The organism is Gammaproteobacteria bacterium, assembly GCA_036383255.1.
Classification (GTDB): domain Bacteria; phylum Pseudomonadota; class Gammaproteobacteria; order Natronospirales; family REEB76; genus DASUBN01.
On sequence record DASVOS010000018.1, the window covers coordinates 277,944 to 303,733 of the forward strand.

General features: G+C 68.9%; 24 protein-coding genes. 3 read left to right on the forward strand and 21 right to left on the reverse strand.

Annotated features, from left to right (window positions below):
• Positions 1 to 405, reverse strand: coding sequence for a hypothetical protein (locus VF651_12405; protein ID HEX7966504.1), 405 nt, complete (start codon positions 403 to 405; stop codon positions 1 to 3).
• A complete protein-coding gene (pmbA, locus tag VF651_12410) occupies positions 405 to 1,754 on the reverse strand; it encodes a metalloprotease PmbA (protein HEX7966505.1) in 1,350 nt (449 codons plus the stop codon). Before pmbA ends, VF651_12405 begins: the two co-directional genes overlap by 1 nt.
• Before the next feature lie 45 nt (positions 1,755 to 1,799).
• On the opposite strand from pmbA, the gene yjgA reads away from it, so the two are divergent.
• From yjgA to VF651_12425, 3 genes are all read left to right on the forward strand, one after another.
• Positions 1,800 to 2,309 carry a ribosome biogenesis factor YjgA gene (gene yjgA / locus VF651_12415; protein ID HEX7966506.1) on the forward strand — a complete coding sequence of 170 codons (510 nt, stop codon included), beginning with the start codon at positions 1,800 to 1,802 and terminating at the stop codon, positions 2,307 to 2,309.
• Between the two features lie 70 nt (positions 2,310 to 2,379).
• Positions 2,380 to 2,871, forward strand: a complete 492-nt coding sequence (gene purE / locus VF651_12420) for a 5-(carboxyamino)imidazole ribonucleotide mutase (GenBank protein HEX7966507.1) — start codon at positions 2,380 to 2,382, stop codon at positions 2,869 to 2,871.
• Positions 2,872 to 2,877: 6 nt separating this feature from the next.
• A complete protein-coding gene (locus tag VF651_12425; GenBank protein HEX7966508.1) occupies positions 2,878 to 3,975 on the forward strand; it encodes a 5-(carboxyamino)imidazole ribonucleotide synthase in 1,098 nt (365 codons plus the stop codon).
• On the opposite strand, the gene tldD is transcribed toward VF651_12425, so the two are convergent.
• From tldD to VF651_12520, 19 genes are all read right to left on the reverse strand, one after another.
• Positions 3,976 to 5,415 carry a metalloprotease TldD gene (gene tldD / locus VF651_12430; GenBank protein ID HEX7966509.1) on the reverse strand — a complete coding sequence of 480 codons (1,440 nt, stop codon included), beginning with the start codon at positions 5,413 to 5,415 and terminating at the stop codon, positions 3,976 to 3,978. It abuts the gene before it with no gap.
• A gap of 59 nt (positions 5,416 to 5,474) precedes the next feature.
• Positions 5,475 to 6,281, reverse strand: coding sequence for a carbon-nitrogen hydrolase family protein (locus VF651_12435; protein ID HEX7966510.1), 807 nt, complete (start codon positions 6,279 to 6,281; stop codon positions 5,475 to 5,477).
• Positions 6,281 to 6,613, reverse strand: coding sequence for a hypothetical protein (locus VF651_12440; GenBank protein HEX7966511.1), 333 nt, complete (start codon positions 6,611 to 6,613; stop codon positions 6,281 to 6,283). Before VF651_12440 ends, VF651_12435 begins: the two co-directional genes overlap by 1 nt.
• Entirely contained in the window at positions 6,610 to 10,509 is a 3,900-nt protein-coding gene (locus VF651_12445; protein HEX7966512.1) for a YhdP family protein, read from the reverse strand. Before VF651_12445 ends, VF651_12440 begins: the two co-directional genes overlap by 4 nt.
• Positions 10,509 to 11,981 (reverse strand): ribonuclease G, encoded by a 1,473-nt coding sequence (gene rng, locus VF651_12450; GenBank protein ID HEX7966513.1) that lies wholly within the window; start codon positions 11,979 to 11,981, stop codon positions 10,509 to 10,511. The genes VF651_12445 and rng overlap by 1 nt, the downstream gene beginning before the upstream one ends.
• A 66-nt stretch (positions 11,982 to 12,047) precedes the next feature.
• Entirely contained in the window at positions 12,048 to 12,629 is a 582-nt protein-coding gene (locus tag VF651_12455) for a Maf family protein (protein ID HEX7966514.1), read from the reverse strand.
• Positions 12,626 to 13,096 carry a 23S rRNA (pseudouridine(1915)-N(3))-methyltransferase RlmH gene (rlmH, locus tag VF651_12460; protein ID HEX7966515.1) on the reverse strand — a complete coding sequence of 157 codons (471 nt, stop codon included), beginning with the start codon at positions 13,094 to 13,096 and terminating at the stop codon, positions 12,626 to 12,628. Before rlmH ends, VF651_12455 begins: the two co-directional genes overlap by 4 nt.
• Positions 13,097 to 13,100: 4 nt before the next feature.
• Positions 13,101 to 13,445 carry a ribosome silencing factor gene (gene rsfS / locus VF651_12465; GenBank protein HEX7966516.1) on the reverse strand — a complete coding sequence of 115 codons (345 nt, stop codon included), beginning with the start codon at positions 13,443 to 13,445 and terminating at the stop codon, positions 13,101 to 13,103.
• A gap of 9 nt (positions 13,446 to 13,454) precedes the next feature.
• Complete coding sequence (gene nadD, locus VF651_12470) at positions 13,455 to 14,075, reverse strand: nicotinate-nucleotide adenylyltransferase (protein HEX7966517.1); 621 nt, start codon at positions 14,073 to 14,075, stop codon at positions 13,455 to 13,457.
• 38 nt (positions 14,076 to 14,113) lie between these two features.
• A complete protein-coding gene (gene holA, locus VF651_12475) occupies positions 14,114 to 15,112 on the reverse strand; it encodes a DNA polymerase III subunit delta (GenBank protein HEX7966518.1) in 999 nt (332 codons plus the stop codon).
• Positions 15,096 to 15,872, reverse strand: coding sequence for a metal ABC transporter permease (locus tag VF651_12480; GenBank protein HEX7966519.1), 777 nt, complete (start codon positions 15,870 to 15,872; stop codon positions 15,096 to 15,098). Before VF651_12480 ends, holA begins: the two co-directional genes overlap by 17 nt.
• Positions 15,869 to 16,777, reverse strand: a complete 909-nt coding sequence (locus VF651_12485; GenBank protein ID HEX7966520.1) for a zinc ABC transporter substrate-binding protein — start codon at positions 16,775 to 16,777, stop codon at positions 15,869 to 15,871. The genes VF651_12480 and VF651_12485 overlap by 4 nt, the downstream gene beginning before the upstream one ends.
• 17 nt (positions 16,778 to 16,794) lie before the next feature.
• A complete protein-coding gene (locus VF651_12490) occupies positions 16,795 to 18,030 on the reverse strand; it encodes a hypothetical protein (protein HEX7966521.1) in 1,236 nt (411 codons plus the stop codon).
• Between the two features lie 80 nt (positions 18,031 to 18,110).
• Positions 18,111 to 18,419, reverse strand: coding sequence for a hypothetical protein (locus tag VF651_12495; GenBank protein HEX7966522.1), 309 nt, complete (start codon positions 18,417 to 18,419; stop codon positions 18,111 to 18,113).
• A gap of 10 nt (positions 18,420 to 18,429) precedes the next feature.
• Complete coding sequence (gene lptE, locus VF651_12500; protein ID HEX7966523.1) at positions 18,430 to 19,023, reverse strand: LPS assembly lipoprotein LptE; 594 nt, start codon at positions 19,021 to 19,023, stop codon at positions 18,430 to 18,432.
• Positions 19,020 to 21,602, reverse strand: a complete 2,583-nt coding sequence (gene leuS / locus VF651_12505) for a leucine--tRNA ligase (protein HEX7966524.1) — start codon at positions 21,600 to 21,602, stop codon at positions 19,020 to 19,022. Before leuS ends, lptE begins: the two co-directional genes overlap by 4 nt.
• Before the next feature lie 8 nt (positions 21,603 to 21,610).
• Positions 21,611 to 23,386, reverse strand: a complete 1,776-nt coding sequence (locus tag VF651_12510; GenBank protein HEX7966525.1) for an O-antigen ligase family protein — start codon at positions 23,384 to 23,386, stop codon at positions 21,611 to 21,613.
• Entirely contained in the window at positions 23,383 to 24,924 is a 1,542-nt protein-coding gene (lnt, locus tag VF651_12515; GenBank protein HEX7966526.1) for an apolipoprotein N-acyltransferase, read from the reverse strand. Before lnt ends, VF651_12510 begins: the two co-directional genes overlap by 4 nt.
• Positions 24,921 to 25,790: a transporter associated domain-containing protein gene (locus VF651_12520; GenBank protein ID HEX7966527.1), complete on the reverse strand. Its 870-nt coding sequence runs from the start codon at positions 25,788 to 25,790 to the stop codon at positions 24,921 to 24,923. Before VF651_12520 ends, lnt begins: the two co-directional genes overlap by 4 nt.

The window sequence follows — 25,790 nt, forward strand, 5'->3', positions numbered from 1 at the left end:
TCATGGCTTGATGTCGGCGGCGGCCCGCTCGCGGGCCAGCGGATCCACCGCCCAGACGATGAACAGCAGCAGCAATTCCAGCGGCACCATCCACAGCAGGATGCTGCCGAGGGAGGGCGCAGTGCCGCCCCCGGCCATCATGTCGCTGGCGTTGAAGGGGTTGATGTAGCCGATCGGCAGGCCGATCGTCACCATCAGGAGCAGCAGCGCGGCTGCGCGCCGCGCGAACAGGTTGCCCAGCAGCAGGCCCACGCCCAGCCCCGCTTCGATCAGCGCCTTGATGAACAGCAACACGGACCACCCGTGGCCGAGCAGCATCGGCAGGAGATCCACCAGCGCGAGCACCATGAACAACACCCCGCAGGCCTGGGTGATGCGGCGGCGCAGCACGGGCAGCGTGGGCATCATTCCCCGGCGATGGTCATTTCCGCCACCAGGATGGAGCCGGTGCGGATGCCGCCGCGCAGGTCCACGTCCTTGCCGATGGCGGCGATGCCCAGGAAGATGTCCTTGAGGTTGCCGGCGATGGTGACTTCCTCCACCGGGTGGACGGGCACGCCCCCCTCCACCCAGAAGCCGGAAGCGCCGCGGGAGTAGTCGCCGGTCACGCCGTTCACGCCCTGGCCTAGGAGTTCGGTGACCACCAGGCCCGTGCCCATCTCCTTCAAGAGGCCCGCGTAGTCCAGCGGGCCCGGCGCCACGATGAGGTTGCGTACGCCGCCGGCGTGGCCGGTGGTGGCGCGCTTGAGCTTGCGGGCCGCATAGCTGTCCAGGAGGTAGGTGGTGGCCAGCCCCGAGTCCACGATCTCCTTGTCGGTGGTGGCGACACCTTCCGAGTCGAACGCTGCGCTGGCGAGCGCGCCCTTGATGCGCGGCCGCTCCGAGAGCTGCACGAACGCGGGGAACACCTGGGTGCCCTCCCGGTCCAGCAGGAACGAGGAGCGTCGGTACTGTGCGCCACCGCGCATGGAGGCGAGGAAGTGGCCGACGAGGCCCCGCGCCAGCTCCGGCACGTACAGCACCGGCGCCTTGCGGGTGCTGATGCGGCGCGCGCCGAGCCGCGCCACGGTGCGCTCCGCCGCGCGGCGGCCCACCGCCTCGGCGGACTCAAGGTCCTTCACGTCACGCGCCATGGTGTACCAGTAGTCGCGCTGCATGCTGTCGCCAGCCTTGCCGATCACCGAGCAGGTGAGGCTGTGGCTGGTACTGGGATAGCCGCCGCTGAAGCCGTGGCTGTTGGCATACACGCGCAGGCCGCGGTGGCTGGTGACGGTGGCGCCCTCGGAGTTCTCGATGCGCGGGTCGTGGGCGCGAGCCGCCTGCTCGCAGCGGGTCGCCATGTCGATGACCGCCTCCGGCGCCGGGTCCCAGGGATGGTCGAGGTCCAGGTCCGGCAGGTCCCGCGCCATGAGCGCGGCGTCGGCGAGGCCGGCGCAGTCATCCTCGGCGGTGTAGCGGGCGATGCTGCAGGCGGCGCGCACGGTCTCGCGCAGCGCCTCGGGGCCGAGGTCACCGGTGCTGGCCGAGCCCTTGCGGGTGCCGAAGTAGACGGTGAGTCCCAAGCCGCGGTCGCGCTGGTGCTCCACGGTCTCCACCTCGCCGAGGCGTACCGTGAGGTTCAGCCCCGACTCCACGCTCACACCCGCCTCCACCTGGCTGGCGCCCTGGGTGCGGGCCTCCCGTAGCACGTCCTCCAGCATCTGCTGCAGGCCGGCCTGGTTCAGCTCCGGTGTATCATTGGCATCCGCCCGCACCGCCACTCCTCAAACGATCCGGACCACCCGGACGGCCATTCTACTATGCAAGACCACGACGACAGCGACGAATACCTGGTCGAACGCCCCAACAAGTCGCAGCTCAAGCGCGAGATGCACGAGCTGCAGGACCTGGGCGTGGAATTGGTCAAATTGCCCGCCGAGAAGCTCGCGGAGCTGGACCTGCCGGAGAAGCTCGTGGACGCCATCGAGCTCGCGCGCCGCATCACCAGCCATGGCGCCCAGAAGCGCCAGCGCCAATACATCGGCGGCCTCCTGGCCAAGCTGGACGACGTACAGCCCATCCGCGACCTGCTGGAGAGGCAGCAGGGCGCGGACAAGGTGTCCAAGGCCCGCTTCCAGGAGAACGAGCGCTGGCGCGAGCGGCTCGTCAACGAGGGTGACAGGGCCCTGGCGGAGTTCCTGGAGCGCCATCCGGAGGTGGACCGCCAGCACCTGCGCCGGCTGGTGCGCGAGGCGGCCCAGGAGGCCGCTGCCGGCCGGCCGCCGCGCCATGCGCGGGAGCTATTCCGCTACCTGCAGAGCCTCGCCTGAGGTCCGCCGGCGGGTTTATGCCGCGGCGGCATGCGGGTAAAATACGTAGATGGGGACATCCAAAAAAGCCGTGAAGCCACTGGTCGGCGTGATCATGGGGTCGAAGTCCGACTGGGACACCCTGGAGCACGCGGCCAACTGCCTGGACCTGCTCGGGATCCCCTTCGAGACCCGGGTGGTCTCGGCGCACCGCACCCCTGACCTGCTCTTCAAGTACGCCGCCTCCGCCGAGCGGCGCGGCATCAAGGTCATCATCGCCGGTGCCGGCGGTGCCGCGCACCTGCCGGGCATGACCGCCGCCAAGACCTCGCTGCCGGTGCTGGGCGTGCCGGTGGAGAGCAAGACGCTGCAGGGCATCGACTCCCTGCTCTCCATCGCGCAGATGCCCGCGGGCATCCCGGTGGGGGCGCTGGCCATCGGCAAGGCCGGTGCCAGCAACGCAGCGCTGCTCGCCGCCGCGATCCTCGCCACCCATTCCGCACCCATCAAGAAGCGCCTGGAGAAGTTCCGCCGCGAGCAGACCCGCAAGGTGCTCGCGCACCCGGATCCCTCCCGCAAGTAATCCGCCATGGCCACCGGCATCAAAACTATCGGCGTGGTAGGCGCAGGCCAATTGGGACGCATGCTGGCCCTCGCGGGTTACCGGCTCGGCCTGAAGTTCCTGTTCCTGGACAAGAGCGCAGACGCGCCCGGCGGCCAGATCGGCGACATCATCCTGGGCGAGTTCAGCGATCCGGCCAAGGTGGCGGAACTCGCCTCCCGGGTGGACCTCCTCACCTACGACGTGGAGAACGTGCCGGTTGAAGCGCTGGCGCGCATCCCCGCCGGAAAGTCCTTCCTGCCGCCCAAGGCGGCGCTCGCCGCGGGCCAGGACCGCCTGAGCGAGAAGACGCTCTTCAACGAGCTCAAGATCCCCACCACGAAGTTCCGCGCGGTGGAGACCATGGCGGACATGGAGGAGGCGATCCACGCCATCGGCTACCCGGCGGTGCTCAAGACCCGCAAGCTCGGCTATGACGGCCGCGGCCAGCGGGTCATCCGCAGCCCCGCAGAGCTCGGCTCCGCGTTCAACGCCCTGTGCGGCGTGCCGCTGATCCTGGAGGAGTTCATCCCCTTCGAGCGGGAAGTGTCCCTGATCGGCGTGCGCAACACCAAGGGTGAGACCGCCTTCTATCCTCTGGCGGAGAACACCCACCGCGAAGGCATCCTGCGCCTCTCGGTCGCGCCCTACCCTGACAGGAAGCTGCAGGCCCAGGCCCAGAAGCACATGAAGAAGCTGCTGGAGAAGTTCGACTACGCCGGCGTGCTCACCATCGAGTTCTTCGTGAGGAAGGGCAAGCTCATCGCCAACGAGACCGCGCCCAGGGTGCACAACTCCGGCCACTGGACCATCGAGGGGGCCGTCACCGGCCAGTTCGAGAACCACATGCGGGCGATCCTGGGCCTGCCGCTGGGCGAGACCTGGGCCATCGGCTATTCGGCCATGATCAACTTCATCGGCAGCATGCCGACCCGCGAGGACGTGCTGGCCATCCCCGGCGCCCACTATCACGACTACGGCAAGGAACCGCGTCCGGGCCGCAAGCTCGGCCACGCCACATTGGTGTGCAAGACGCGGAAAGAATTGATGAATCGGCTGAAGAAGTTCCCGGGACTGGGCCGCTGATCAACCGGTCCCGCCGACCGTAATCCCATCTATACGCAACGTCGGCTGGCCTACGCCCACCGGCACGCTCTGCCCTTCCTTGCCGCAAGTGCCCACACCTTCGTCCAGCTTCAGGTCGTTGCCCACCATGCTGACGCGGGTGAGCGCGTCCGCGCCGTTGCCTATCAACGTCGCGCCGCGCACCGGACGGCCGACCTTGCCGTCCTCGATGAGGTAGGCCTCGCTCATGGAGAACACGAACTTGCCGCTGGTGATGTCCACTTGGCCGCCGCCGAAGTTCACCGCGTAGATGCCCTTCTTGACTGACCTGATGATCTCCTGCGGGTCATGGGGCCCCGGCAGCATGTAGGTGTTGGTCATGCGCGGCATGGGCAGGTGGGCGAAGGACTCGCGCCGACCGTTGCCCGTGGGAGCGACGCCCATGAGCCTGGCGTTCAGCTTGTCCTGCATGTACCCCTTCAATACGCCCTTCTCTATCAGCGTGGTGCACTGGGTCGGCGTGCCCTCGTCATCCACATTGAGGGAGCCGCGCCGGTCCTCGAGGGTGCCGTCGTCCACCACCGTGCAGAGCTCGTTCGCCACCTTCTGGCCGAGCTTGCCGGAGAACGCGGAGGTGCCCTTGCGGTTGAAGTCGCCCTCGAGGCCGTGGCCGATGGCCTCGTGCAGCAGGATGCCGGGCCAGCCGGGACCCAGCACCACGGTCATGGTGCCGGCGGGGGCCGGCGCCGCCTCCAGGTTCACGAGCGCCTGGCGCACCGCCTCCTTGGCGAGATGGCTGGCGAAATCCCCTTCCAGGAAGCGGCCATAGTCGAAGCGCCCACCGCCGCCGGCATAACCCTGCTCGCGGCGACCGTCCTGCTCGACGATCACGCTCACGTTGAAACGCACCAGGGGACGTACGTCCGCAGCCAGGGTGCCGTCGCTCGCCGCCACCAGTACGGTGTCGTGCACGCCGGCGAGGCTCACCATCACCTGCTTCACGCGAGGATCCTGGCGCCGCGCTTCGGCGTCGATGCGCTCCAGGAGCTTCACCTTGTCCGCGTCCGCCAGGGTCGGGATGGGGTCCAGGGGCTTGTACAGGCGCTGCGGCGCGTTAGGCACCCAGGCCTTGAGGCCGTTCTGCCCGCCCTGGCGCGCGATGGCGCGGGCCATGTCGGAGGCGCGGGTCAGCGCGGGCAGCAGGATCTCGTCGGAGTAGGCGAAGCCGGTCTTCTCGCCGGAGAGCGCGCGCACGCCCACGCCCTGCTCGATGCTGTGGCTGCCCTCCTTCACGATGCCGTCCTCCAGGGACCAGGACTCGTGGCGCGAGAGCTGGAAGTAGAGGTCCGCGCTGTCCACCTTGTGGGCCAGGAGCCGGTCCAGCACCTTCGCCACCTTGCCCTCGTCGAGGCCGGTGGGTTCGAGGAGGCTGCGTTCGGCGATTTTCAGCGCGTTTTCCATGAGGGGCTTACCGGTGAATGTGCTGGGCGTGACATGAATCTGGGGTCGAAGCGTCCATCTTACAACCTGCGGTGGGCCAGGGCAGGGAAGCGGGCACGCAGCCGCTGCTGCTGTGCCGGGTCGAACGCGGCGGTGACGATGCCGGGCTCCGCGTCGCGCCGCTCCGCCAGCACCTCGCCCCAGGCATCCACCACCATGCTGCGGCCCCAGGTGTCGCGCCCGTTGGCGTGGTGCCCGCCCTGGGCGGCGGCCACCAGGCAGCTCAGGTTCTCCACCGCGCGTGCCCGCGCCAGCATCTCCCAGTGGCGCTCGCCGGTGGTGCGGGTGAAGGCCGAGGGCACGGCGAACAGGTCCGCGCCCTGGGCCGCCAGTGCGCGGAACAGTTCCGGGAAGCGCAGGTCGTAGCACACCGCGAGGCCGAGCCGGCCGAAGGGCGTGAGCACGGTGACGGGCTTCCCGCCCGCCTCGGTGCGGGCCGACTCGTGGTAGCTCTCGGTGCCGCCCACTTGCACGTCGAACATGTGGATCTTGTCGTAGTGCGCCACGCGCCGGCCGGCGGCGTTGTACACCGGGCAGCGGGCGAACACCTTCTCGCGGGAGGCCAGCACCGGCACGGTGCCGCCCACGATCCACACCTTGAGGGTCTGGGCTTTCTCAGCCAGGAAGTCCTGGATGCGGCCGCTGCCATCCACCTCGCCGGCCGCCACGCGCTCCGCGTCGTCCCGCGCCATGAGCGCGAAGTTCTCCGGCAGCACGATGAGGCCGGCGCCCTGGGCGGCGGCCTTGGCCATGAGCTTGCCCGCCTCCCGGAGGTTCACGGTCACGTCGGTGCCGGAGGTCATCTGCACCGCGGCGAGCTTGTGCATCAGTGCTCCACCTTGAGCGCCACCGCGTCGTCCGGCTGGTCGGCGCTGGCGCGCTTGCCGATGTGATCCGCCGGCACGCCCAAGGCCACCAGCCAGTCCTGTAGCTCGTCGGCCCACAGGTTGCCGGTGTCGCTGGCGGCGTGCTGGATCACGATGCGCGCATCCTTGTCGCCGAGCCAATCCGCCACCGCCTCGCGCACCGGTTCCAGGCGCACCAGCGCGGCACCGCTGCGCTGCAGGGCCCACTGGTCGGCGCTGACGGTGAATACATCCACATCGGCGTGGACCGCATCCGCGGCGAGGCAAAGGATGAAAGCGAGGAGGTATCTCATGGCTTGCGGGTACTGGCGGCAGGCGCCGTGTCCGGGACCTTGGTGAGGTCGGGATTATCCCATGTCCCGGTGAGGTGGTAACGCACCTGCCCGGCCTTGGCCAGCGGCTTCTTGAAGATCTCCGTGAGCAGGAACACCACCGCGCCTACGCCCACGCCGCCGGCGAGCGCGCCCACCACCGGCAGGCTCGAGCCGACGCTGGCATCCACGATCAGCGCCTCGTCGAAGTCGTGCTTGGCGAGGCCGGTGCGTCCCACGAGATGGATGCTCGCAGCCGGCCCCTTCATCACCAGGTTCTGGGTGTAGGCATCGCCGTCCTGCAGCATGAAGTCCCCCTCCACGCTGTCGAACCCGAAGCCTTTGGCGAACACGTCGCTGAAATTGAGCAGGAGCCGCCGCGGCAGCGCGTTGAGGCTGAGCAGGCCGAACACCCGGCCCGCGCCCGGCTGCACCTCCTTTAGCTGGCCGTCCACCAGCTTGGCGTGGATGCTGCCCGCGAGGGTCCGGGTCACGTCCCCGAAGGGGCTGTCCTGCCAGTTGAGGGCGGCCACCAGACTGCCGTAGTCAGCGGCGATGCCGGCGTCGTAGCCCAAGCCCCGCAGGGTCTGCTCCACGTCGCTGCTTTCCACGTCGGCATTCAGCGTCGTGTGCTGCTGTCCTGAGGGCATGACGATCCAGCTGCCGTCGCCGGCGACGGTGAAGCTCGGCGCCGCAGCCTTGAAATCCTGCAACGCTGTGCCATTGGGCAGCGGCACCAGCGCGAGGCTGGCGCTGTCCAGCACCAGGTCGCCGTACTGGAAGCGCTTGCTGGTGAAGCGCAACGCCGGCAACTTGCGCGGATCGTAGCTGGGTTCGGGCGAGGCGGGCCTCGCGGCATCCTTGGCAGTGGGCAGCTTGGCCAGGCTCACGCGATCCATGTCGAGCTGGATGGGATGGGCCTTGTCCACCTGCATCGGGACGCGGAAGACGCCCGCCACCGCCGCGCTTTCCACCCGCCCCTGCCAGCCCTCGTCGCCTCGGCTCATGACGAGGCGCACCTCGTCCAGCATCTGGCCGAAGGCCTTGATGCGTCCCACCTTGAGATCCGTCCCCAGGAGCAAGGCCGGCACCACCTGCCCCTGCAGCGAGGGTGCCGCGTCCTCGCGGCCTTTCTCCGGCTCGGGAAGCCAGGGTTTCCATTCATCCCAGTCGAAACTCGGCAGGTAGCCCGTGACCTTGAGGCCCGCTGCCGCAGGCTTGGCCGGGTTGCCGGCGCCCAGGTGCAGGTCACCCCGGTCGAACGCGAGAGCGCCGTGACTGGGCGCGTAATCCAGGCGCAGTCCCATGATGCCGCCGTAGTTTCCGCTGAAGGCGAGGTCGTCCGGGTTGTCGAACTTCATCAGCACGCGCAACGGTGCAGCGGCATCAGGCGCCTTGCTGAAAGGTGCGGGCAGCTTCACCGTCAGGCCACGCAAGTCCGAGCGCAGGGTGAGGCTGAGTTTGCCCGCGCCAAGGCCGGACTGCAGCGGCAGCCGCCCGTCCAGCTGCCAGTCGGCCTGGCCCTCAAGCCAGCGTTCCGAGGCATAGCCCATGAGTGCCGCCAGGGCCGGCGCGACGGCGGTGCCGTGGGCACTCAGCGGGCTCAGACCCTTCCCGCGCGGCCGCCGGATGTCCATCGTCAGCGGGCCGCCCAGGAGCGTGCCGTGCACGCCCTGCATCGAGAAGCCGTAGTTGCCGAAATCCACCGTGCCTTCCAGGTGCTCGGCGGTGAGCGCAGGCGTGTTCGTGAGGCCCGCGCTCGCCTGGTGCAGCCCGACCTTGCCCTGCAGGCGGTAGTGCTCCAGCTCGGTCAGCGGGAGGTAAATGTGCACCGACGCGTCGATGTCGCCCTTGGCCGACAGGCCATCCAGGTAACCCTCCAGCGTGTCCTTGAGCGGTCCCGTGCGCAGGAAGTCGAGACCTTGGGAGGCGTCGCCGCGGGCAGCGCCGTCTACCTCCAGCACGCCGCTCGCCAGTTCCTTGAACTGGGCGGTGCCGCCGGTGATGCTGAGGCCGTTGTAGCTGCCGCGCGTGACCTTGGCGGTGAGGCCCTGGTCCAGGAAGCGCACGTCCGCATCGAAATCCTTCACCGCAGGCCAGCCGGGCTGGTAGTCCAACTCGCCGTGCTCCAGGTGGAACTGGATGTCGAAGGTGCCGCCCTTGCCGTCGCGGTAGGGGAAGTCGGAGGTCTTGCCGTGGATCGCCACGGTGCCGGAGGTGACCTTGCCTGCCTTGATGGAGTCGTCGAGCCACTGCACCACCGGCTTGGGCATGATGCCCACCGGGAAGTACGTGGACTTGTTGCGGGCATCGCCCCGCTCCACGGTGGCATCGATATCCAGCGTGGGCGCCGAGCCGTCCGCCGGGAAGCCCATGGCGGCGCGCCCGTGAGCGGCACCATCCAGGTTCTCCACGTGGAAGGTATCCGCCGCCACGCGCCAGCCGGACGGATCGTGGATCACCTTGGCGATCAGGTCAGCCGATCCGGCGTGCAGTGGCGTGCGGAACAACGGCCGGAAATCCACGTCCGCGTCGCGCGCCGCGAGGTATGCATCACCGCCCCTGTCGGAGAGGTCGAGCTTCCCATCCATCCCGGCGAAGCCCGGCCAGCCTTCCGCGGCATGCAGGCCGAGATCCTGGAAGCCCGCCTTCACGGACCACTCAGGGAATTTAGTGCCATCCTTGTGCAGCTTGAAGCTCAAGGCAGTGACCTCGCCCGAGGGCGCGAAGGCATGCAGGCGGCGGTGGTATTCGTCTGCCTGGGAACCCGACGGCGCCTCGAGCCAGTCCGCCAGCGCCACGATGTCCTGCAGGCGCAGGAAATCCGCGTCGCCGGCCCAGCGCTCGCCATCGGCGCCCTGCGTGTATTCCAGGTCCAGGTTGCCGCGGGGCCAGGCGGCGCCCACGTCATCCTGCAGCTCGAGGTGGCGGCCCTCCAGGCACCAACCCGCGTCCTTGCGCTGCCACTCGATGCGGCCCTGCAGCAGCTTCAGTTTGCCTGCGGCGGAACGTCCGGGTGCGGGCACGAGGTCGTGGGCATCGAGTTCCGCCATGAAACGCTGCATCACGCCCTGCTTGGCGGCGGCGCTCAGGTCCAGGTCCATGCTGCCGGAAGTGAAGAGATCATGGTGCGCGGGCAGGTAACTCAGCCAGCGCGGCAACTGCAGCTTGCTGGCCGTGAGCTGTGCTTCCCAATCCCAACCCGCCGGCTCGATACCGGGGCCGCGGATGCGCAGCTCGAACTCGAGCTTATGACCGAAGTCCGCGGGCAGCGCCAGGTCGCCCTGCAAGCGGTGATCCTCGGGACTGCTGTCCACCTTCAGGTTGATGTGCTGGAACAACGCCGGCATCGGGTGGCGCGCGTCGAACAGCGTGACCTGGCCGTTCTTCACCGCCACGTCGGCGCTCTGGGCGAAGATCTCGTCGAGGATGCGGCGCCAGTCCACCTGCTGGTTGCGGGTGCTGCCCTCCAATCCGCGCACCTGGTAGCTGCCGTCGGTCGCCCGCTCCACCTCCACCCGCGGCGCCACCAGCACCACCCGGTCGGGACGCGGCAGCCGGCCGTGCACCAGACTGCGTAGGTTGAGACCGAGCCTCACCTCTTCGGCCGCGGTCACCACCTGCTTGCGGTCGCGGCTCAGGATGCGCACGCCCTCCAGCGTCACCTCCGGGCCGTGCCAGCCCCACTCGGCGCCCATGGAGTGGATCTCCACGGGACGCTGCAGCACGCTGCTGGCCCACTGTTCCACCTGCAGGCGGTAGCCCGGCACCAGCGGCGTGAGCAGCCGGAACAGGCCGGTCACGGTGGCGAGCAGGATCACCAGGACCGCGAAGGTCCCGGCGAGCCACTTCCACAGCCGGCGCTTCCAGTTCGCCATCAGAGAGGCACCACGTCGAACTGTTCCTGTGTATATAAGGCTTCGACTTGAAGGCGCACGGGTTTACCGGCCTGTGCGGTGATCTCCGCGAAGGCGGCGGACTCCTGGTCCAGCAGCAGATCCACCACCTCCTGCGCCGCGAGCACCCGGAGTTCCTGGGACTCGCCCTGACGGGTGGCGCGCAGCACCTCCCGGAACACGTCGTAGCACACCGTCTCGGCGGTCCTCACCGAACCGCGTCCCTGGCAGGTGGGACAGGGTTCGCAGAGCACGTGCTCAAGGCTCTCGCGCGTGCGCTTGCGGGTCATCTCCACGAGGCCGAGCGCCGACACCGCGGTCACTTGGGTCTTGGCATGGTCCCCGGCCAGCGCCTGACGCAGCGCGTCCAGCACCGCCTGCTTGTGGGACTCGTCGCTCATGTCGATGAAGTCGATGATGATGATGCCGCCGAGGTTGCGCAGGCGCAGCTGGCGGGCGATGGCCTGGCTCGCCTCCAGGTTGGTCTTGAGGATTGTGTCCTCGAGCGTGCTCTTGCCCACGTAGGCACCGGTGTTCACGTCGATGGTGGTCATGGCCTCGGTCTGGTCGATGACGAGGTGGCCGCCGGACTTGAGCGGCACCTTGCGCTCCAGTGCGCGCTGGATCTCCTCCTCCACGCCATGCTGCTCGAAGATGGGTTTGGCCGCCTCGTGCACCTCGATGCGCGCAGCCATGCCGGGGATGAACATGTCGGTGAACTGGCGCATGCGCTGGGCGATCTCGGCGGAATCCACCCGCACCGTGCGCACCGGATCGCCGTGCAGGTCGCGCAGGATGCGCACCGCCAACGGCAAGTCCTCGTGCACCAGCGTGCCGGGCTTGGCGCGGGCGCCGGCCTCCCGCACGCTCTCCCACAGCTTGTTGAGGAACAGCATGTCGGCGCGCAGGGCCTCAGGCCCGGCGCCCTCGGCCGCGGTGCGGGTGATGTAGCCGCCGGGCGCGAGCCCCGGCGCGAAGGCCTCCACGTGCTGCTTGAGCCGCGCGCGCTCCGCCTCGTCCTCGATGCGGGCCGAGAGGCCCACGCCGTGGCCGCCGGGCATGTACACCAGGTAGCGGGAGGGGATGCTGATGCGGGTGGTGAGGCGTGCGCCCTTGCTGCCGAGCGGGTCCTTGAGCACCTGCACCAATACGTCCTGGCCCTCGTGCAGGAGCTCGCGGATGTCCGGGGGCGGCGCATGTACCTCGGGGTCGGCCTCCGGCACCTGAGGCCGCGCGATGTCGGCGGCGTGCAGGAACGCGGTTCGGGCGAGGCCGAGCTCGATGAACGCCGCCTGCATGCCGGGCAGCACGCGGGTCACGGTTCCCTTGTAGATGTTGCCCACCAGGCCGCGGCGCCGCGTGCGCTCGACGTAGATCTCCTGCAACACGCCGCCGTCCATCAGCGCCACCCGGGTCTCCCGCGGGGTGACGTTGATCAGGATCTCTTCGCTCATGGCGTCACTCTGAAGTTAAGGGTTGAGGCATGCGGATTCAGTGAAACCGCATGCCTAAACCCTTATTCAGAGCACGCTCACCCCCGCCTCGCGCAGCAGAGCGGCGGTCTCGAAGAGCGGCAGACCCATGACGCCGCTGTAGCTGCCTTCCAGGTGTTCGACAAAGAGCCCGCCCAATCCCTGGATGCCATAGGCGCCGGCCTTGTCCCTAGGCTCGCCGGTGTCCCAATAGGCCAGGGCCTCCTGAGGGCTCACGGCCCGGAACCGTACCTGACTCTCGTTCACGACGGCGGTCAGCATGCCAGGCTGCCAGAGGGCTATAGCCGATAATACTTGATGGGAGCGCGCCGAGAGGCGCGCCAGCATGGAAAGCGCGTCATCCCGGTCCCGGGGCTTGCCGAGGATGGCGCCGTCCAGCACCACCGCCGTGTCCGCCGCCAGTACGGGCAGCGTGGGGTACCCCATCCGCTTCGCCGCGGTCTCCGCCTTGAGGCGGGCGAGCCGCAGGACATAATCCCGCGCCGGTTCGCCGGCGTGGGGCGTCTCGTCCACGTCCGCCGCCGCCATCTCGAAACGCAGCCCCAGTTGCTCCAGGAGCTGCCGGCGGCGTGGCGAGGCGGAGGCCAGGTAGAACTGGGGCGCGGTCATGCGCGATGGTAGGGGTGGTTCTTGAGGATGGACCAGGCTCTATAGAGCTGCTCAGCCACCACCACCCGCACCAGGCCATGGGGCAGGGTCAGGGGCGAAAGAGACCACTTGAAGCCGGCCCGGGCGATGCATTCCGGCGCGAGTCCGTCGGGACCGCCCACCAACAATGCCTGATCACGGCCCTCCTGCAGCCAGCCGTTGAGCAGCTTCGCCAGGGCCTCCGTATCCAGCGGCTTGCCCTTCACCTCCAGGGTCGTGACACCGGCACCCGCCGGCAGCGCCGCCAGCATGCGCTCGCCTTCCTCCTGCATGGCCTTGCGCGCATCGCCGCCGCTGCGGGCCGCGCCCAGCGGGATCTCCTTCAGGACGAGCTTGCACTCCGGCGGCAGGCGCCCGGCGTAGTCGGCATAACCCTCCGCCACCCAGGACGGCATCTTGGTGCCGGCGGCGATGAGGTGGATGCGCAAGCGCTCAGCGGCCCGCGGCCTGGTTGAGATCCGGCAGCCAGAGCTTCTCCAGGTTGTAGAAGTCGCGCACCTGCGGGCGCATCACGTGCAGCAGCACGTCACCGAGGTCCACGAGCACCCACTCGCCGCCCTGCTCCCCCTCCATGCCCAGCGGCTTCACGCCGTGCTCGCGCACCTTGTCCACGGCGTTGCGCGCCAGCGACTTCACGTGCCGGTCCGAGGTACCGCTCACGATGACCATGAAGTCGGTGATGGCGGTCATGCCGCGCACGTCCAGCACGCGCAGGTCGACGCCCTTCATGTCCTCCAGGGCTTCCACCACCAGGTCCTTGAGCTGTTCAGGTTTCATCGGGCTTCCTCATGCATAGCATTTCGAATCTCGTATGTAGGCGCGCACCGCGTCCGGCACCAGCCAGCGCAGCTCGCCGCCCTTGGCCGCGAGCTCCCGCACCCGGCTGGAGGAGATCTCGAACTGGGTGACCGCTTGCAGCAGCACCTGACCGGCGATGCCTTGCAGGACATCGGTCCGGCGCTCCTCCAGCACCGCGGCGATCCCGCCTTCCGTCTCCAACGCCCAGCCCGGACGGTGCATCACCGCCACGTGTGCGAGGCCGAATATCTCCCGCCAGCGGTGCCAGCCGGGAAATCCCAGGAACGCGTCCATGCCCACCACCAGCACCAGCGCATCGGCGGGGTGCTGCCTGCGCAGCTCCGTGAGCGTGTCCACGGTGTAGGACGGCGAGGCACGCTTGAGTTCCCGCTCGTCCACCCGGAAACGCGGCTCCTCGTCGAGGGCGGCGCGCAGCATGGCGAGCCGGTGCTGCGGCGAAGCCAGCGGCGCGCCCCGGTGCGGAGGGTGGCCGCTGGGGATGAAGAGCATGCTGTCCAGGGAAAGCGCGTCGAGTATCTCGAGCGCGGGCCGCAGGTGGCCTAAGTGGATAGGGTCGAAGCTGCCCCCGAAGATGCCGATCTTTCTCATCCGCGCGCGTGGCGCTCCTCAGGCTTATATATAGGGGGTCAGCGGCCGACGCCTGCCATGCCTGTGGATAATTCTAACAGTTCGTCCCAGGGGCGGCCCCGGGCGCGCCCTTTGAGCACCGCATCGGCCCGCGATGCCTTCTTGAGGAGCCGCTGCCAGCCCGTGGCCTTGCGGCGTTTCAGGGCCGCCTGGACCAGGGGACGGCGCCGTTCCCAGACACCCGCCGTGACCCGCTGCATCGGGGCGCCCGCTTCGATCTCCAGGGCGAAGGAAGCCAGCTCCTTGAGCTGGCGCAAGAGCGCGCCCAGCACCATCACCGGCTCCTCGCCTTCCGCCTGCAGACCTTCCAGCACGCGCACCGTCCGCGGCAGGTCGCCGGCGAGCGCCGCGTCCACCAGCTTGAATGCGTCATAGCGCGCGCTGTCCGCCACCGCTTCCGCCACGGCCTCGGCGTCCAGCACACCGGGCTGGCGCAGCAGCGCGAGCTTCTCCACCTCCTGTGCGGCGGCCAGGAGATTACCTTCCACCCGGCCGCTGATGAGCGTCACCGCATCGGGCGTGGCGTCGAATCCCTTGGCCTTGAGGCGCTGGCGCACCCAGGCCGGCACCTCGGCCGGCGCGACGGGCCACACTTGCACGAACAGCCCGGCGCGCTCCAGGGCCTGGGCCCAGACCGGATTGCCCTCCAGCTTGTCCTCCGCGATGACCAGGAGCAGCGTGTCCGGCGCCGGGTCCTTGGCGTAGGCCGACAGCACCTCGGCGCCCTTGGTGCCGGGCTTGGCGGTGGGCAGGCGCAGCTCCAGGATGCGGCGCGACGCGAACAGAGAGAGGCTGGCGCCGGCGGTGAGCAGCGCCTCCCATTCGAAGCCGCGCTCCGCCACGAACACCTCGCGGTCGGTGTAGCCCTGCTCGCGGGCCGCCTTGCGGATGAGATCGGCGCTCTCCTCCCGCTGCAGGGGCTCGTCGCCGGCGATGAGCGCCACCGGCGGCAGGCCGCCCTTGAGCTGGGAAGCGAGTCTGTCAGGCCCTAGCTTCACGCGTTGCACCCGTCAGCTTGCGCAGGATGGCCATGATGATAGCGCAGGCTGCCAGGCACCAGACGATGAGCGCCCCGCTCGGCAGGTCGTAGAGCGTGGATAGCACCAGTCCCGCGGCATAGGCCACTGCCCCGAGCACGAAGGCCGCAGCGGTCCCCGGCTTGTAGCGCATGCCGCGCACGCCCAGGGCCGGCATGATGAGACTGGCGAACACCAGGTACACGCCCACCAGCTGCACCGAGGCGGTGACGGCGAGGGCGAACAACACGTAGAAGCCGATGCGCCCGAGGCGTTGGCCGAAGCCGAACCATACCCCCAGGATCAGGGCGTACAACAGCGCCACGGGGATGAGGCTCTTGTAGCTCACCCACAGGATCTGACCGACCAGCAGGTCCTTGAGGTGTTCTCCCCCTTCCGGGTTGTTGGACAGCAGCAGGATGCTGCCGGTGGCGGCCAGCGCGAACAGGCCGCCGATGAGCGCCTCCTGCACTTCCGGGAAACGCCGCTCGGTCCAGGTGAGCAGGAGCGCGCCCAGCAGCGCCGATACGCCGGCGGCGAACTGCACGCCCCAGCCGCTCTCGCCGCCCCAGTGCAGCATGCCGGCAGCGATCACGCCCAAGCCCGCCACCTGTGCGATGGCGAGATCGATGAAGATGATGCCCTTGTTCAGCACCTCGCGGCCCATGGGCACGTGGGTGGCGAGCACCAGGAGGCCCGCCACCAGCGCGGGACCGATGATGGAGAGATCGACGAGGTTCACTTCCCGCCTCCCTGCAGCTTGAGCAGCCGATCCACCATGAGGCCATAGAACTGGAACAGGTCCTTGTCGTCGTCGGCGCCCACGGTGTCGGGGATCTGTGCCACCGGGATGCCGCCGCGCTCGCTCAGCCACTCCGGCGCCTGCTCGTCCTCATAGGGCGTATAGATGATGCCCTTCACGCCCTCGCTCTTGATCTTGCCGAGCAACTCCGACAGGTGGCCGGGACTGGGCGGGATGCCGGGCTTGGGCTCCAGGAAACCCACCGCCTCGATGCCGAGCCAGTTCTGCATGTACACCCACCCGTCGTGGTAGGCGATGAGCTTCATGCCCTTCAATGGCGCCGCCTGCTGCTGCCACTTGGCGACGGCCGCATCCCAGCGCGCCTTGAAATCGGCGTAGCGCTTCTGGTAGTCGGCGGCGTTGGACGGGTCGAGCTGCGCCAGGTGCTTCGCGAGCTCCGCGGCCACCAGGCCGATGTTGCGCGGATCGGTCTGGAAGTGCGGGTTGCCGTAGGGATGGATGTCGCCCTGGGCCCGGTCCACGCTCGCCGGGACTTGCAGCATCTGCACCGACTGCGAGGCGTCCAGGAAGCCGGGCTGTCCCGGCTGCACCGAGGCGCGGGCGCCCTGCTGCATCAGCACCGGCAGCCAGCCCACCTCCAGGTCCGCGCCGTTGCAGACCACGAGGTCGGCCTTGCGCACGGCGGAGATCAGGCTGGGGCGCGCCTGGATGAAGTGCGGGTCGTTGAAGGCGCCGCTGGCGGTGGTCACGTTCACGTGGCCGCCGCCCACTTCGGCCAGCAGCGAGGCCCAGTGGGGCTCGCAGGCGAAGGCGTTGATGTCAGCGAAGGCCGGTGTGCAGGTCGCCAAGGCCAATGCCAGAGAAAGGTATTTGAAGAGTTTCATGGTCGATCCTCGCCGAATCAGAATGTATGCGCCGGATGGGCGCCCATGGCCACGATGTACTGCAGCATCACCTCGTTCGCGGCCCGGGGGCCCGACGCGTCGCGGTTGAACTGCAGGCGGATGCGGCTGAACTCGGAGTTGGAGAAATCCAGCATCGCGCTCTCCCGGTGCGGCGCGAAGCCATTGCCGAGGAGCTGTGCCGGCTGATAGAGGCCGGTGACGGCGTTGTCGCTGCTCAAGCGGTCGTAGCGCAGGCCGAAGCGCCAGCGCGGCATCCACTGGTACACGCCCTGCACGTACCAGCCGCTCGCGGAGCCAGCATACAGGCTGCCGCCGCTGCAGGCGGTGGCCACCGGACAAGGCAACGGCGCGACGCTGCCGGACTCGCGCCGGTGAAGGTACTCGGCCTGCAGCACCAGGTTCTTCTGGGCGAAGTTGCCGTGGGGCGACCACTTCCACACGAAGTCCGCGCCCACGATGTCACTGTGGCCGGAGAATACCGGTCCATCCGGTTCGCTCGCGTCAGTGAACTCGGCGCTGGGGCTGCCGAGGGAGGGCCGATCCGCGGCACGGGCGGTCAGCCAGGACAAGCCCGCGAACCAGGTGCTGCTGTCCCCCACGTCGCGGCTCAGCTTCACGAACAGGGAGTGAGCGCCGTTGCCGCCGTGACTTGCGCCGCCCGCCGGGAAGCGGTCGCCGCTGAAGGCCTCGGCGCCGACCAAGAGGTAAGTGTCGGTGGGCGCGAGCCAGGTCACCTGCAGGCCGGGGTCGCTGTACTGTCCGCCCAGCATGGCCTCGTACACCAACGGCTGGTCCACGAAGTCCCAGGCGTGGGCATGGCGCGCGTTCTGGTAGCCGAAGGCGGAGAAGAACTTGCCGGCGGTCACCTGCAGGCCGTAGGGCATCGCCAGGGTCTGCAGGTAGGCCAGCTCCACTTCCGCGCGGTCCTCGCCATGGCTCTCGCTGAAGGAGAGCGCGGCGAAGCCTGTGAACTGGTCGTCGATATTGGAGAACAGGTCCAGTTCGGATTCACCGAGGCCGAAGCCCTGCTGCGGCAGGCCCGCGTCCTCGCCCAGCATGAAGCCCGGCATCTGCCGGTGGCCGGCGCTGTCAGGATAGGCGGCATAAGTGCCGTTCAGCACCAGGGCCACGCCGGGGTTGAAGGCGTTACCGCTCTGGGGCGCTGCGAAGGCCGCGCCGCTGCATGCGGCGATGCCGCAAGCCAAGGCGGCGGCCAGATATCTCTTGTCCATGGAAGACGCTCCTCGTGTACGTGTCTACGCGGCCGCGCCGCCCTGAGGCGGACGCGACCATGCCAAGTGGATCCGGGGGATCAGGCGTGGACGACGGGAGGTGCGCGGCTGGTCTGGTTGCGGAGGAGGCCCTGGGCGGCGGGGCTGATGAGGACGGCACACGGCGCTGCTTCGCGCACCGGCAGGGCCAGCTGCGGGAGCGCTGTGCCGGACACGGCAGGCGAATGGCCTCCGAGCATGCAGTAGTGGCAGGTAAGATCGGACTGGCCGATGGGATGGCTCGCCTGGTGCGCCGGCAATGCCGACTGCACCGCCAGGAACAGCAGACCGAGCACGAGCCAGAGGCGGCGCGCGGCGCGGTGCAGGCGAAGGTCGGTCAGGCGGAGCATGGCGAAAATACTACACTACCGGCGGCAGTGCGCTGGCGGCAGCAGGCACGGCCTGAGTGGCCGGAGCCGGGGTGGTGACGGCGGCAGGCGCGGCATAGGCGCCCTTCAGGTTCTTGGCGGCCGCCACTACGCGGAAGATAACGAACTGGGCGATGTCCTTGGCCATGGAGCGGCGTAGCGCGGCCTCCTGCTCCTCGTTGCTGATGGCATTGGAGACACGGTAGGAATAGTTGCGGTTCATCACCACCACCTGCGGTTCGATCACCGTCACTCCGTCCACCACCATCGAGAACTCCACGCGCGTGGTCACTTGGTACTCCAGTGGCACGCCACGCCGGTTGAGGGAGAGGGGCCGGCTGTCGCGGCTCACGCTGGCGATGCTGAGGATGGTGGTGGCCCCGGTGGGGTCCTCCAGCACTTCCGTGTCGTCAGACTCGAGGCCCCGGCGCAGCTCCCGCAGCAGGTCGCCGTTGCCGCCCGGCACCGCCACGTAGATGCGCTGCATCGAGACCGGAAGGTCAGGGGCCTGGCGCAGATGGAAGCCGCAGCCCGCCAGCAGTGCCGGCAGCAACATCCCGGCCACCAGTGCGGCCGCGGCTCTCACGCCGCCACCACGTTGACGAGCTTACCCGGCACCACCACGATCTTCTTCACGTCCTTGCCTTGGACGAACGGCTGCACGGAAGGTTCCGCGAGGGCGGCCTTTTCGATGGCCTCGCGGGGAGCATCCACCGCCACCTGGATCTTGCCGCGCAGCTTGCCGTTCACCTGCACCACGAGCTCGAGGGTGGAGCGCTTCAAGGCCGCCGGGTCCGCCGCCGGCCAGCGCTGGGCCATGACCGAGCCCGAGCCGCCCAGTCCCTGCCACAGGCTCTCGGCCGCATGCGGCACGATGGGCGCCAGCATCAGCACGATCCCCTCCAGGCATTCCTGGCGGACCGCCCGGTCCTGGGCTGCCGTGCCCGCGGCGCGGGTCACGGCGTTGAGCAGCTCCATCACCGCGGCGATGGCGGTATTGAAGGTATAGCGCCGCCCTATGTCGTCGCCGACCTTGGCGAGGGTCTCGTGCAGCTGGCGCCGCAGGGCTCGCTGCGCCTCGTCCAGCGCCGCCGGGTCCAGCGCCGGGGCCTTGCCCGCCGCCGTGTGCTCATACGCGGCCTTCCACAGGCGCTTCAAGAAGCGCTGGGCACCCTCCACGCCGCTCTCGGACCACTCCAGGGTCAGCTCCGGCGGCGCCGCGAACATCATGAATAGGCGCACCGTGTCGGCACCGTATTTCTCCACCAGCATTTGCGGGTCCACGCCGTTGTTCTTGGACTTCGACATGGTGCCCATGCCGTCGTACTGCACCGGCTTGCCGTCGGCCTTGAGCACCGCACCCGTCACGCGGCCCTCGGCATCGTGGGTGAACTCCACTTCGTCCGGGCTGTAATAGGTGAGGCTGCCGGCGGTGCCTTTGCGCAGGAAGATGTGGTTCAGCACCATCCCCTGGGTCAGGAGCCGCGTGAAGGGCTCGTCGAACTTGAGCAGCCCCATGTCGCGCATGACCTTGGTCCAGAAGCGCGAGTACAGGAGGTGCAGGATCGCGTGCTCGATGCCGCCGATGTACTGGTCCACCGGCAGCCACTCATCCACGCGCCCGTCCACCATGGCCGCGTCGTTGTCGCGGCAGGCGTAGCGCATGAAGTACCAGGACGAGTCCACGAAGGTGTCCATGGTGTCGGTCTCGCGGCGCGCCGGCTTGCCGCACTTGGGGCAGGCGCACTCCACGAAGGGCTTGTACTTGTTGAGCGGGTTGCCGCTGCCATCCGGCGCCAAGTCCTCCGGCAGTACTACCGGCAGGTCCTTGTCGGGGACAGGCACGTCGCCGCAGGCCTCGCAGTGGATGAGCGGGATGGGGCAGCCCCAGTAGCGCTGGCGCGAGATGCCCCAGTCCCGCAGGCGGTACTGTACCCGCTTCGATCCCAAGCCCTTGGCGGCCAGGTCGGCGGCGATCGCCTCCACGCCCGCCTCGAAGTCCAGGCCATCGTATTTTCCGGAGTTGCAGAGTACCCCGTCCTTGGTGACGAAGGGCTCCGCCGTCTCCCCTGCGGCCGCCTCCTTGGCCCGCACCACGGTCTTGATGGGCAGGCCGTACTTGGTCGCGAACTCATGGTCGCGCTCGTCATGGGCCGGCACCGCCATCACCGCGCCCTCGCCGTAGGCCATGAGCACGTAGTTCGCGACCCATACCGGCAGCTCGGCGCCCGTGAGCGGGTGCTTCATCGTGAGCGCGGTGGTCACGCCCTTCTTTTCCTGGGTGGCGAGCTCCGCTTCGGTGACGCCGCCCTTGCGGCATTCATCGATGAAGGCCGCCACGTTGGGGTCGGATTCAGCGGCCTTGAGGGCCAAGGGATGTTCCGCCGCCACCGCCACGTAGGTGGCGCCCATCAGGGTGTCGGCGCGGGTGGTGAACACCTTGAGCACGCCGCTCGCATGCGGGAAACCGATCTCCACGCCCACGCTCTTGCCGATCCAGTTCTCCTGCATGGTCTTGACCCGCTCGGGCCAGCCCGGCAGTTCCTGCAGCGCCTCCAGGAGCTCATCCGCGTAGGCGGTGATCTTGAGGTAGTACATGGGGATCTCGCGCTTCTCCACCAGCGCGCCGGTGCGCCAGCCGCGCCCGTCGATCACCTGCTCGTTGGCGAGCACGGTCTGGTCCACCGGGTCCCAGTTCACGGTGCCGGTGGTCTTGTAGGCGATGCCTTTCTCCAGCATGCGCAGGAACAGCCACTGGTTCCACTTGTAATACCTGGGGTGGCAGGTGGCCACCTCGCGCTCCCAATCGATGGCTAGCCCTAAGGACTTCAGCTGCATGCGCATGTAGTCGATGTTGTCGTAGGTCCACTTGGCGGGCGGCACCCTGTTCTTGATGGCGGCGTTCTCGGCCGGCAGACCGAACGCATCCCAGCCCATGGGCTGCAGCACGTTGCGTCCGTTCATGCGCTGGTAGCGCGTAATGAGGTCGCCGATGGTGTAGTTGCGCACGTGGCCCATGTGCAGGCGGCCGGAGGGATACGGCAGCATGCACAGGCAGTAGTACTTCTCGCCGGGCGCGTCCTCGCGGGCCCGGTCCGCCCCCAGGCTCTCCCACAGCTTGCGGGCCGAGGCTTCCACCTCGGCCGGTTGATAGGTGTCCTGCATCGTCCCGCTCACCGCGCTTCGTCCTCCGCTCGCATCGTCACCAGGAATACGGCGGTCATGATGACATACCAGACCATGGCCACCGAATGGATGAATATCGTCTCGGTGAGGCCGAACAGGGCGAAGCCCGCGGTCACCAGCACGCCGGCGAGCGCCGCACCCACCCGTTCCGGATCCGGACTCCGCAGGCCCCGGATGAACAGCCACGCCGGCACGCCCAGCAGCGCCAGCAAGCTCAGGAACCCGATCAGGCCGCGGCCCGCCAATGCGTCCAGGTACTCGTTGTGGGGGTGGTCGTACTCGGCGGCCAGCGGCGGCGCCTTGCCCTGCGCCACCCGCTCCTGCACCGTCGCCATGTAGCCTCCCAGGCCGACACCCAGCACCGGGTGCACGCGGAACAGCTGCCAGGCTTCACCCCACATGGTGAGCCTCTCGCTGATGGAGGAATGGCTCAGGGCCGCGTAGCGGTATTCACCGAACGTCGTCTCCACCGGCACCACCTTGAAGGTGGCATGCGGAGGCAGGGTGACGGTGATGCTGCCGCCATATTGATGGTTCGCGAACATGTCCACCGGCCGGTAGGAACGTACATGCTTCACAGGGTGGACGCTGCCGCCGCCGTGGCCGAACTTGAGGATGGCGCTGCCGGACACGAGCCAGCGCGTGTGCACGCGCCCGATCCCGGGCGCCTGGGCCCGCAGCAGCTTCAGCCGGATGCGGTGGTCGCCGGGATTCTCGAACCGCAGCACGCCGAAGCGGCCTTGGCAACCCAGTTTCACCAACCAGCGCCGCCGCATGCCGTCCTCATAAGCCACCTTCCAACCCGCAGTCTCCCGGCTCAGGGGCAGCGCGCTTCCGGCCCAGGCCCTCAGCAACGTCGGCTCACCCATGCACACCGGCGGGTCGCCCATGGACTCCATGCCTTGCTGCACCTGCGAGTAGGTCCGGAACTGGGATACCGCGTTCTCGAGGCGCTCGCGGACGCGGGTCTGCGGCACGAGATACAAGGCGACGAAGAGTCCCGCCACCGACACCGCTCCGATGAGCACGCTGCGGGGATGCAGGAGGTGACGCCCGGCCAGGAACAGCATCAGCAACACCGGCAGCGCCAGCCAGGCGCCGCGGGTGCCGGACAGGAAGCAGGCGAGCAGCCCCGCCAGCACGCACAGCATCGCCAGCTTCGAGCCGAGGCGCGGCAGGCGCGCGCCCATATGCACGTAGCCGGCGGCGAAGGCGAAGGTGGTGACGGTGGCGAGGTCGCCGAACACATTGGCGAGATTCGCATCGCCATTCGGACGCAGGAAGCCAACGACGGAAGTGCGCTCCCACACCGCATCCACGCCCAGCGCCAACGCGCCCAGCCCGAGGCCCGCCCACACCAGGAGCCCCGGCGGCCGGTAGCGGCGCAGCGCGAGGTAGGCTGGCAGCACCAATGTGAGGCGCAGGTAGCGCCCGAGCATGTGGAAGCCGGAGTCGGTCTGGCGGCCGAGCTCGAAGGCCAGCACGCAGACCAGGAAGAAGAACACGAAGGACGCGAGGTAGAGCCACTCGCGGCGCGAGCAGCCGGCACGCAGGCGGTTGCGCGCCCACACCCCGAGGCCGATCACGGTGAGCAGCAGCAGGCCGACGCTGTCGCTGCGGTCCAGGAGCAGGCAGGTGGCCGGGAACAGCAGCACCACCGCCGCCACCACGAGGCGCTGCGCCCAGTCGGCGCGGCCCTCGCCTGCCGCGCGCGCGGTCCAGGCGGCGGCGGAAGCCTTGAGCCCCTGCAGCTCCCGCATCATGCGGCGGCCCTCCGGCGCGCGCGCCAGCCCAGGGCCAGCAACGCGAGCAGCGTGAGGCCGGCGGCAAGCCCATTGCCCCAGCGGCTCACCGGCGTGGCGCCGGCCAGGGGCTGGATCTCGCCCTGCAGCACGTACACCTGCCCGGTGGGCGCAGCGGCGCGCACCTGGCCCGCATCGTCCACGATGGCGGTGATGCCGGTGTTGGTGGCGCGCAGCAGCCAGCGGCCGGTCTCGATGGCGCGCATGCGCGCGATCTCGAGGTGCTGCGGCAGGGCGATGGAATCGCCGAACCAGCCGTCGTTGCTCACGTTCACGAGGAAGGCCGCCTCCGGGAGGGCCCGCATTATCTCATCGCCGTAGGCGTCCTCGTAGCAGATGGACGTGCCGACCGGGTAGCCCGCCGCCACCAGCAGCTTCTGCCGCGCGGCGCCGGGACTGAAGCTCGAGTACGGCAGGTCCATGTCCCGCAACAGCGACTTCACCCAGCGCGGCAGGAACTCGAAGTCCTCGCCGAAGGGCACCAGGTGGCGCTTGTTATAGGTGCCGTCGCTCTGCCCCAGGCTGATTACGCTGTTGTAATAGTTCTCGCCGTCGTAGGTCGGCACGCCCAGCAGGATGTCGGTGCCGTGCCCGCGTGCGTCGGCTTCCAGCGGGTCCAGGAAGTCGAACTGCACCTCGTCCTGATAGGCCGGTACCGCCGCCTCCGGCCAGACGATGAGGCCACGGCCCCAGTTCGCGTCGGTGAGGTGGCGGTAGAGCTTCAGGGTAGGGATGAATGCCGCCGGCTCCCACTTCTGGTCCTGGGGCACGTCGCCCTGGATGAGGCTCACGCTCAAGGGCGGCCCGGCGGGATGGGTCCAGCGCAGCTGGCCCAGGCCCCAACCGGCGGACCACAGCGCCAGCAATGCGGCGACGGGCGGTGCGGAGCGGCGCCAGTTGCCCGCCCCGATGGCCGTGAGCAGCAGCCCCGCGCTCAGCACCACCGCGAAGCTCACGCCGAAGCCGCCGAGATAGGGTGCATAGCCGGCCAGCGGCGAGTCCACCTGGCTGTATCCCAGGGTGAGCCAAGGGAAGCCCGAGAGGAACCAGCCGCGCAGCCATTCCAGGAAGGTCCACGCCGCCGGCAACAACAGCCACAGGCGCAGCGGGCCGGCAGGCGCCCAGGCCGCGGCGAGCGCGCAGGCGCCGGCGGAGTACAGCGCCATGATCGCCACCAGCGCCAGCAGCATGAACCCGGCGGCCAGGGGCGGCACCCCGCCCATGCCGTGCAGGCTGATGTAGAGCCAGTACACGCCGGATAGGAACTCGCCGGCACCGAACAGGAAGCCGCGCCAGGCGGCGCGGCGCCAGCCCAGCGGCGCGATGAGCCAGGCCAGGCCTGCGAGCGCGAGCACCGCGAGCGGATAGCAGCCGAAGGGAGCGAAAGCGAACACCGCGAGCAAGCCCAGCAACGCGGCGGCGGCGTCCCCTGCCCTTCCGGCACGCCACTCCAGCGCCCGCGTGGAGATGCGGTGCAGGATGGCGGCCACCGGACTCACGCCTCGCTTTCGGCGGCCGGGGGCCTGCGCAAGGCTTCCAGGAGGTGCAGGCGCCGGCTGTCGGCGCGCAGCACCTTGAAGCGGAACCCGCCGAGCTCGATGCGCTCGCCGCGCTTCGGCAGGTGGCCGAAGGCATGGGTGACGAGGCCACCGACGGTCTCGAACTCGTCGTCGCTGAGCGTGGTGCCGAAGTACTCGTTGAAGTCCTCCACCGGCGTCACCGCCTTGACGGTATAGCGGGTGTCGGTGTGCTTGAGGATGCGCTGCTCGTCGTCCACGTCGTACTCGTCGTCGATGTCACCGACGATCTGCTCCAGCACGTCCTCGATGGTGACGAGGCCGGCCACGCCGCCGTACTCATCCGCCACGATGGCCATGTGGTTGCGGCTGGCGCGGAACTTCTTGAGCAGGATGTTGAGGCGCATGCTCTCCGGCACGAACGGCGCCGGACGCAGGTACTCGCGGATGTTGAACGGGGCGTCGTCGCCCTCGACGAAGTGGTTGAGCAGGTCCTTGGCCAGCACGATGCCGGTGACCTGGTCCCGGTCCTCGCCCACCACCGGGAAGCGCGAGTGGCCGGACTCGCTCAGCACCGCCAGCGCCTGGCTGAGGTCCATGTCCTTCTCCAGGGCCACCATCTGGGCGCGCGGAATCATCACGTCGCGCACCTGCATGTCCGCCACCTGCAGCACGCCCTCCAGCATGGTCTGGGCGTCGGCGTCGAACAGGTTGCGTTCGCGGGCGTCGTTGAGGAGTTCCAGCAGCTCTTCGCGGTCGCGGGGCTCGCCCGTGAGGGCTTGTCCCAGGCGCTGGAACCAGGCGCGCAGGCCGGGACTGGCGCTACGCTGCGGGTCTTCGTCGGTCAT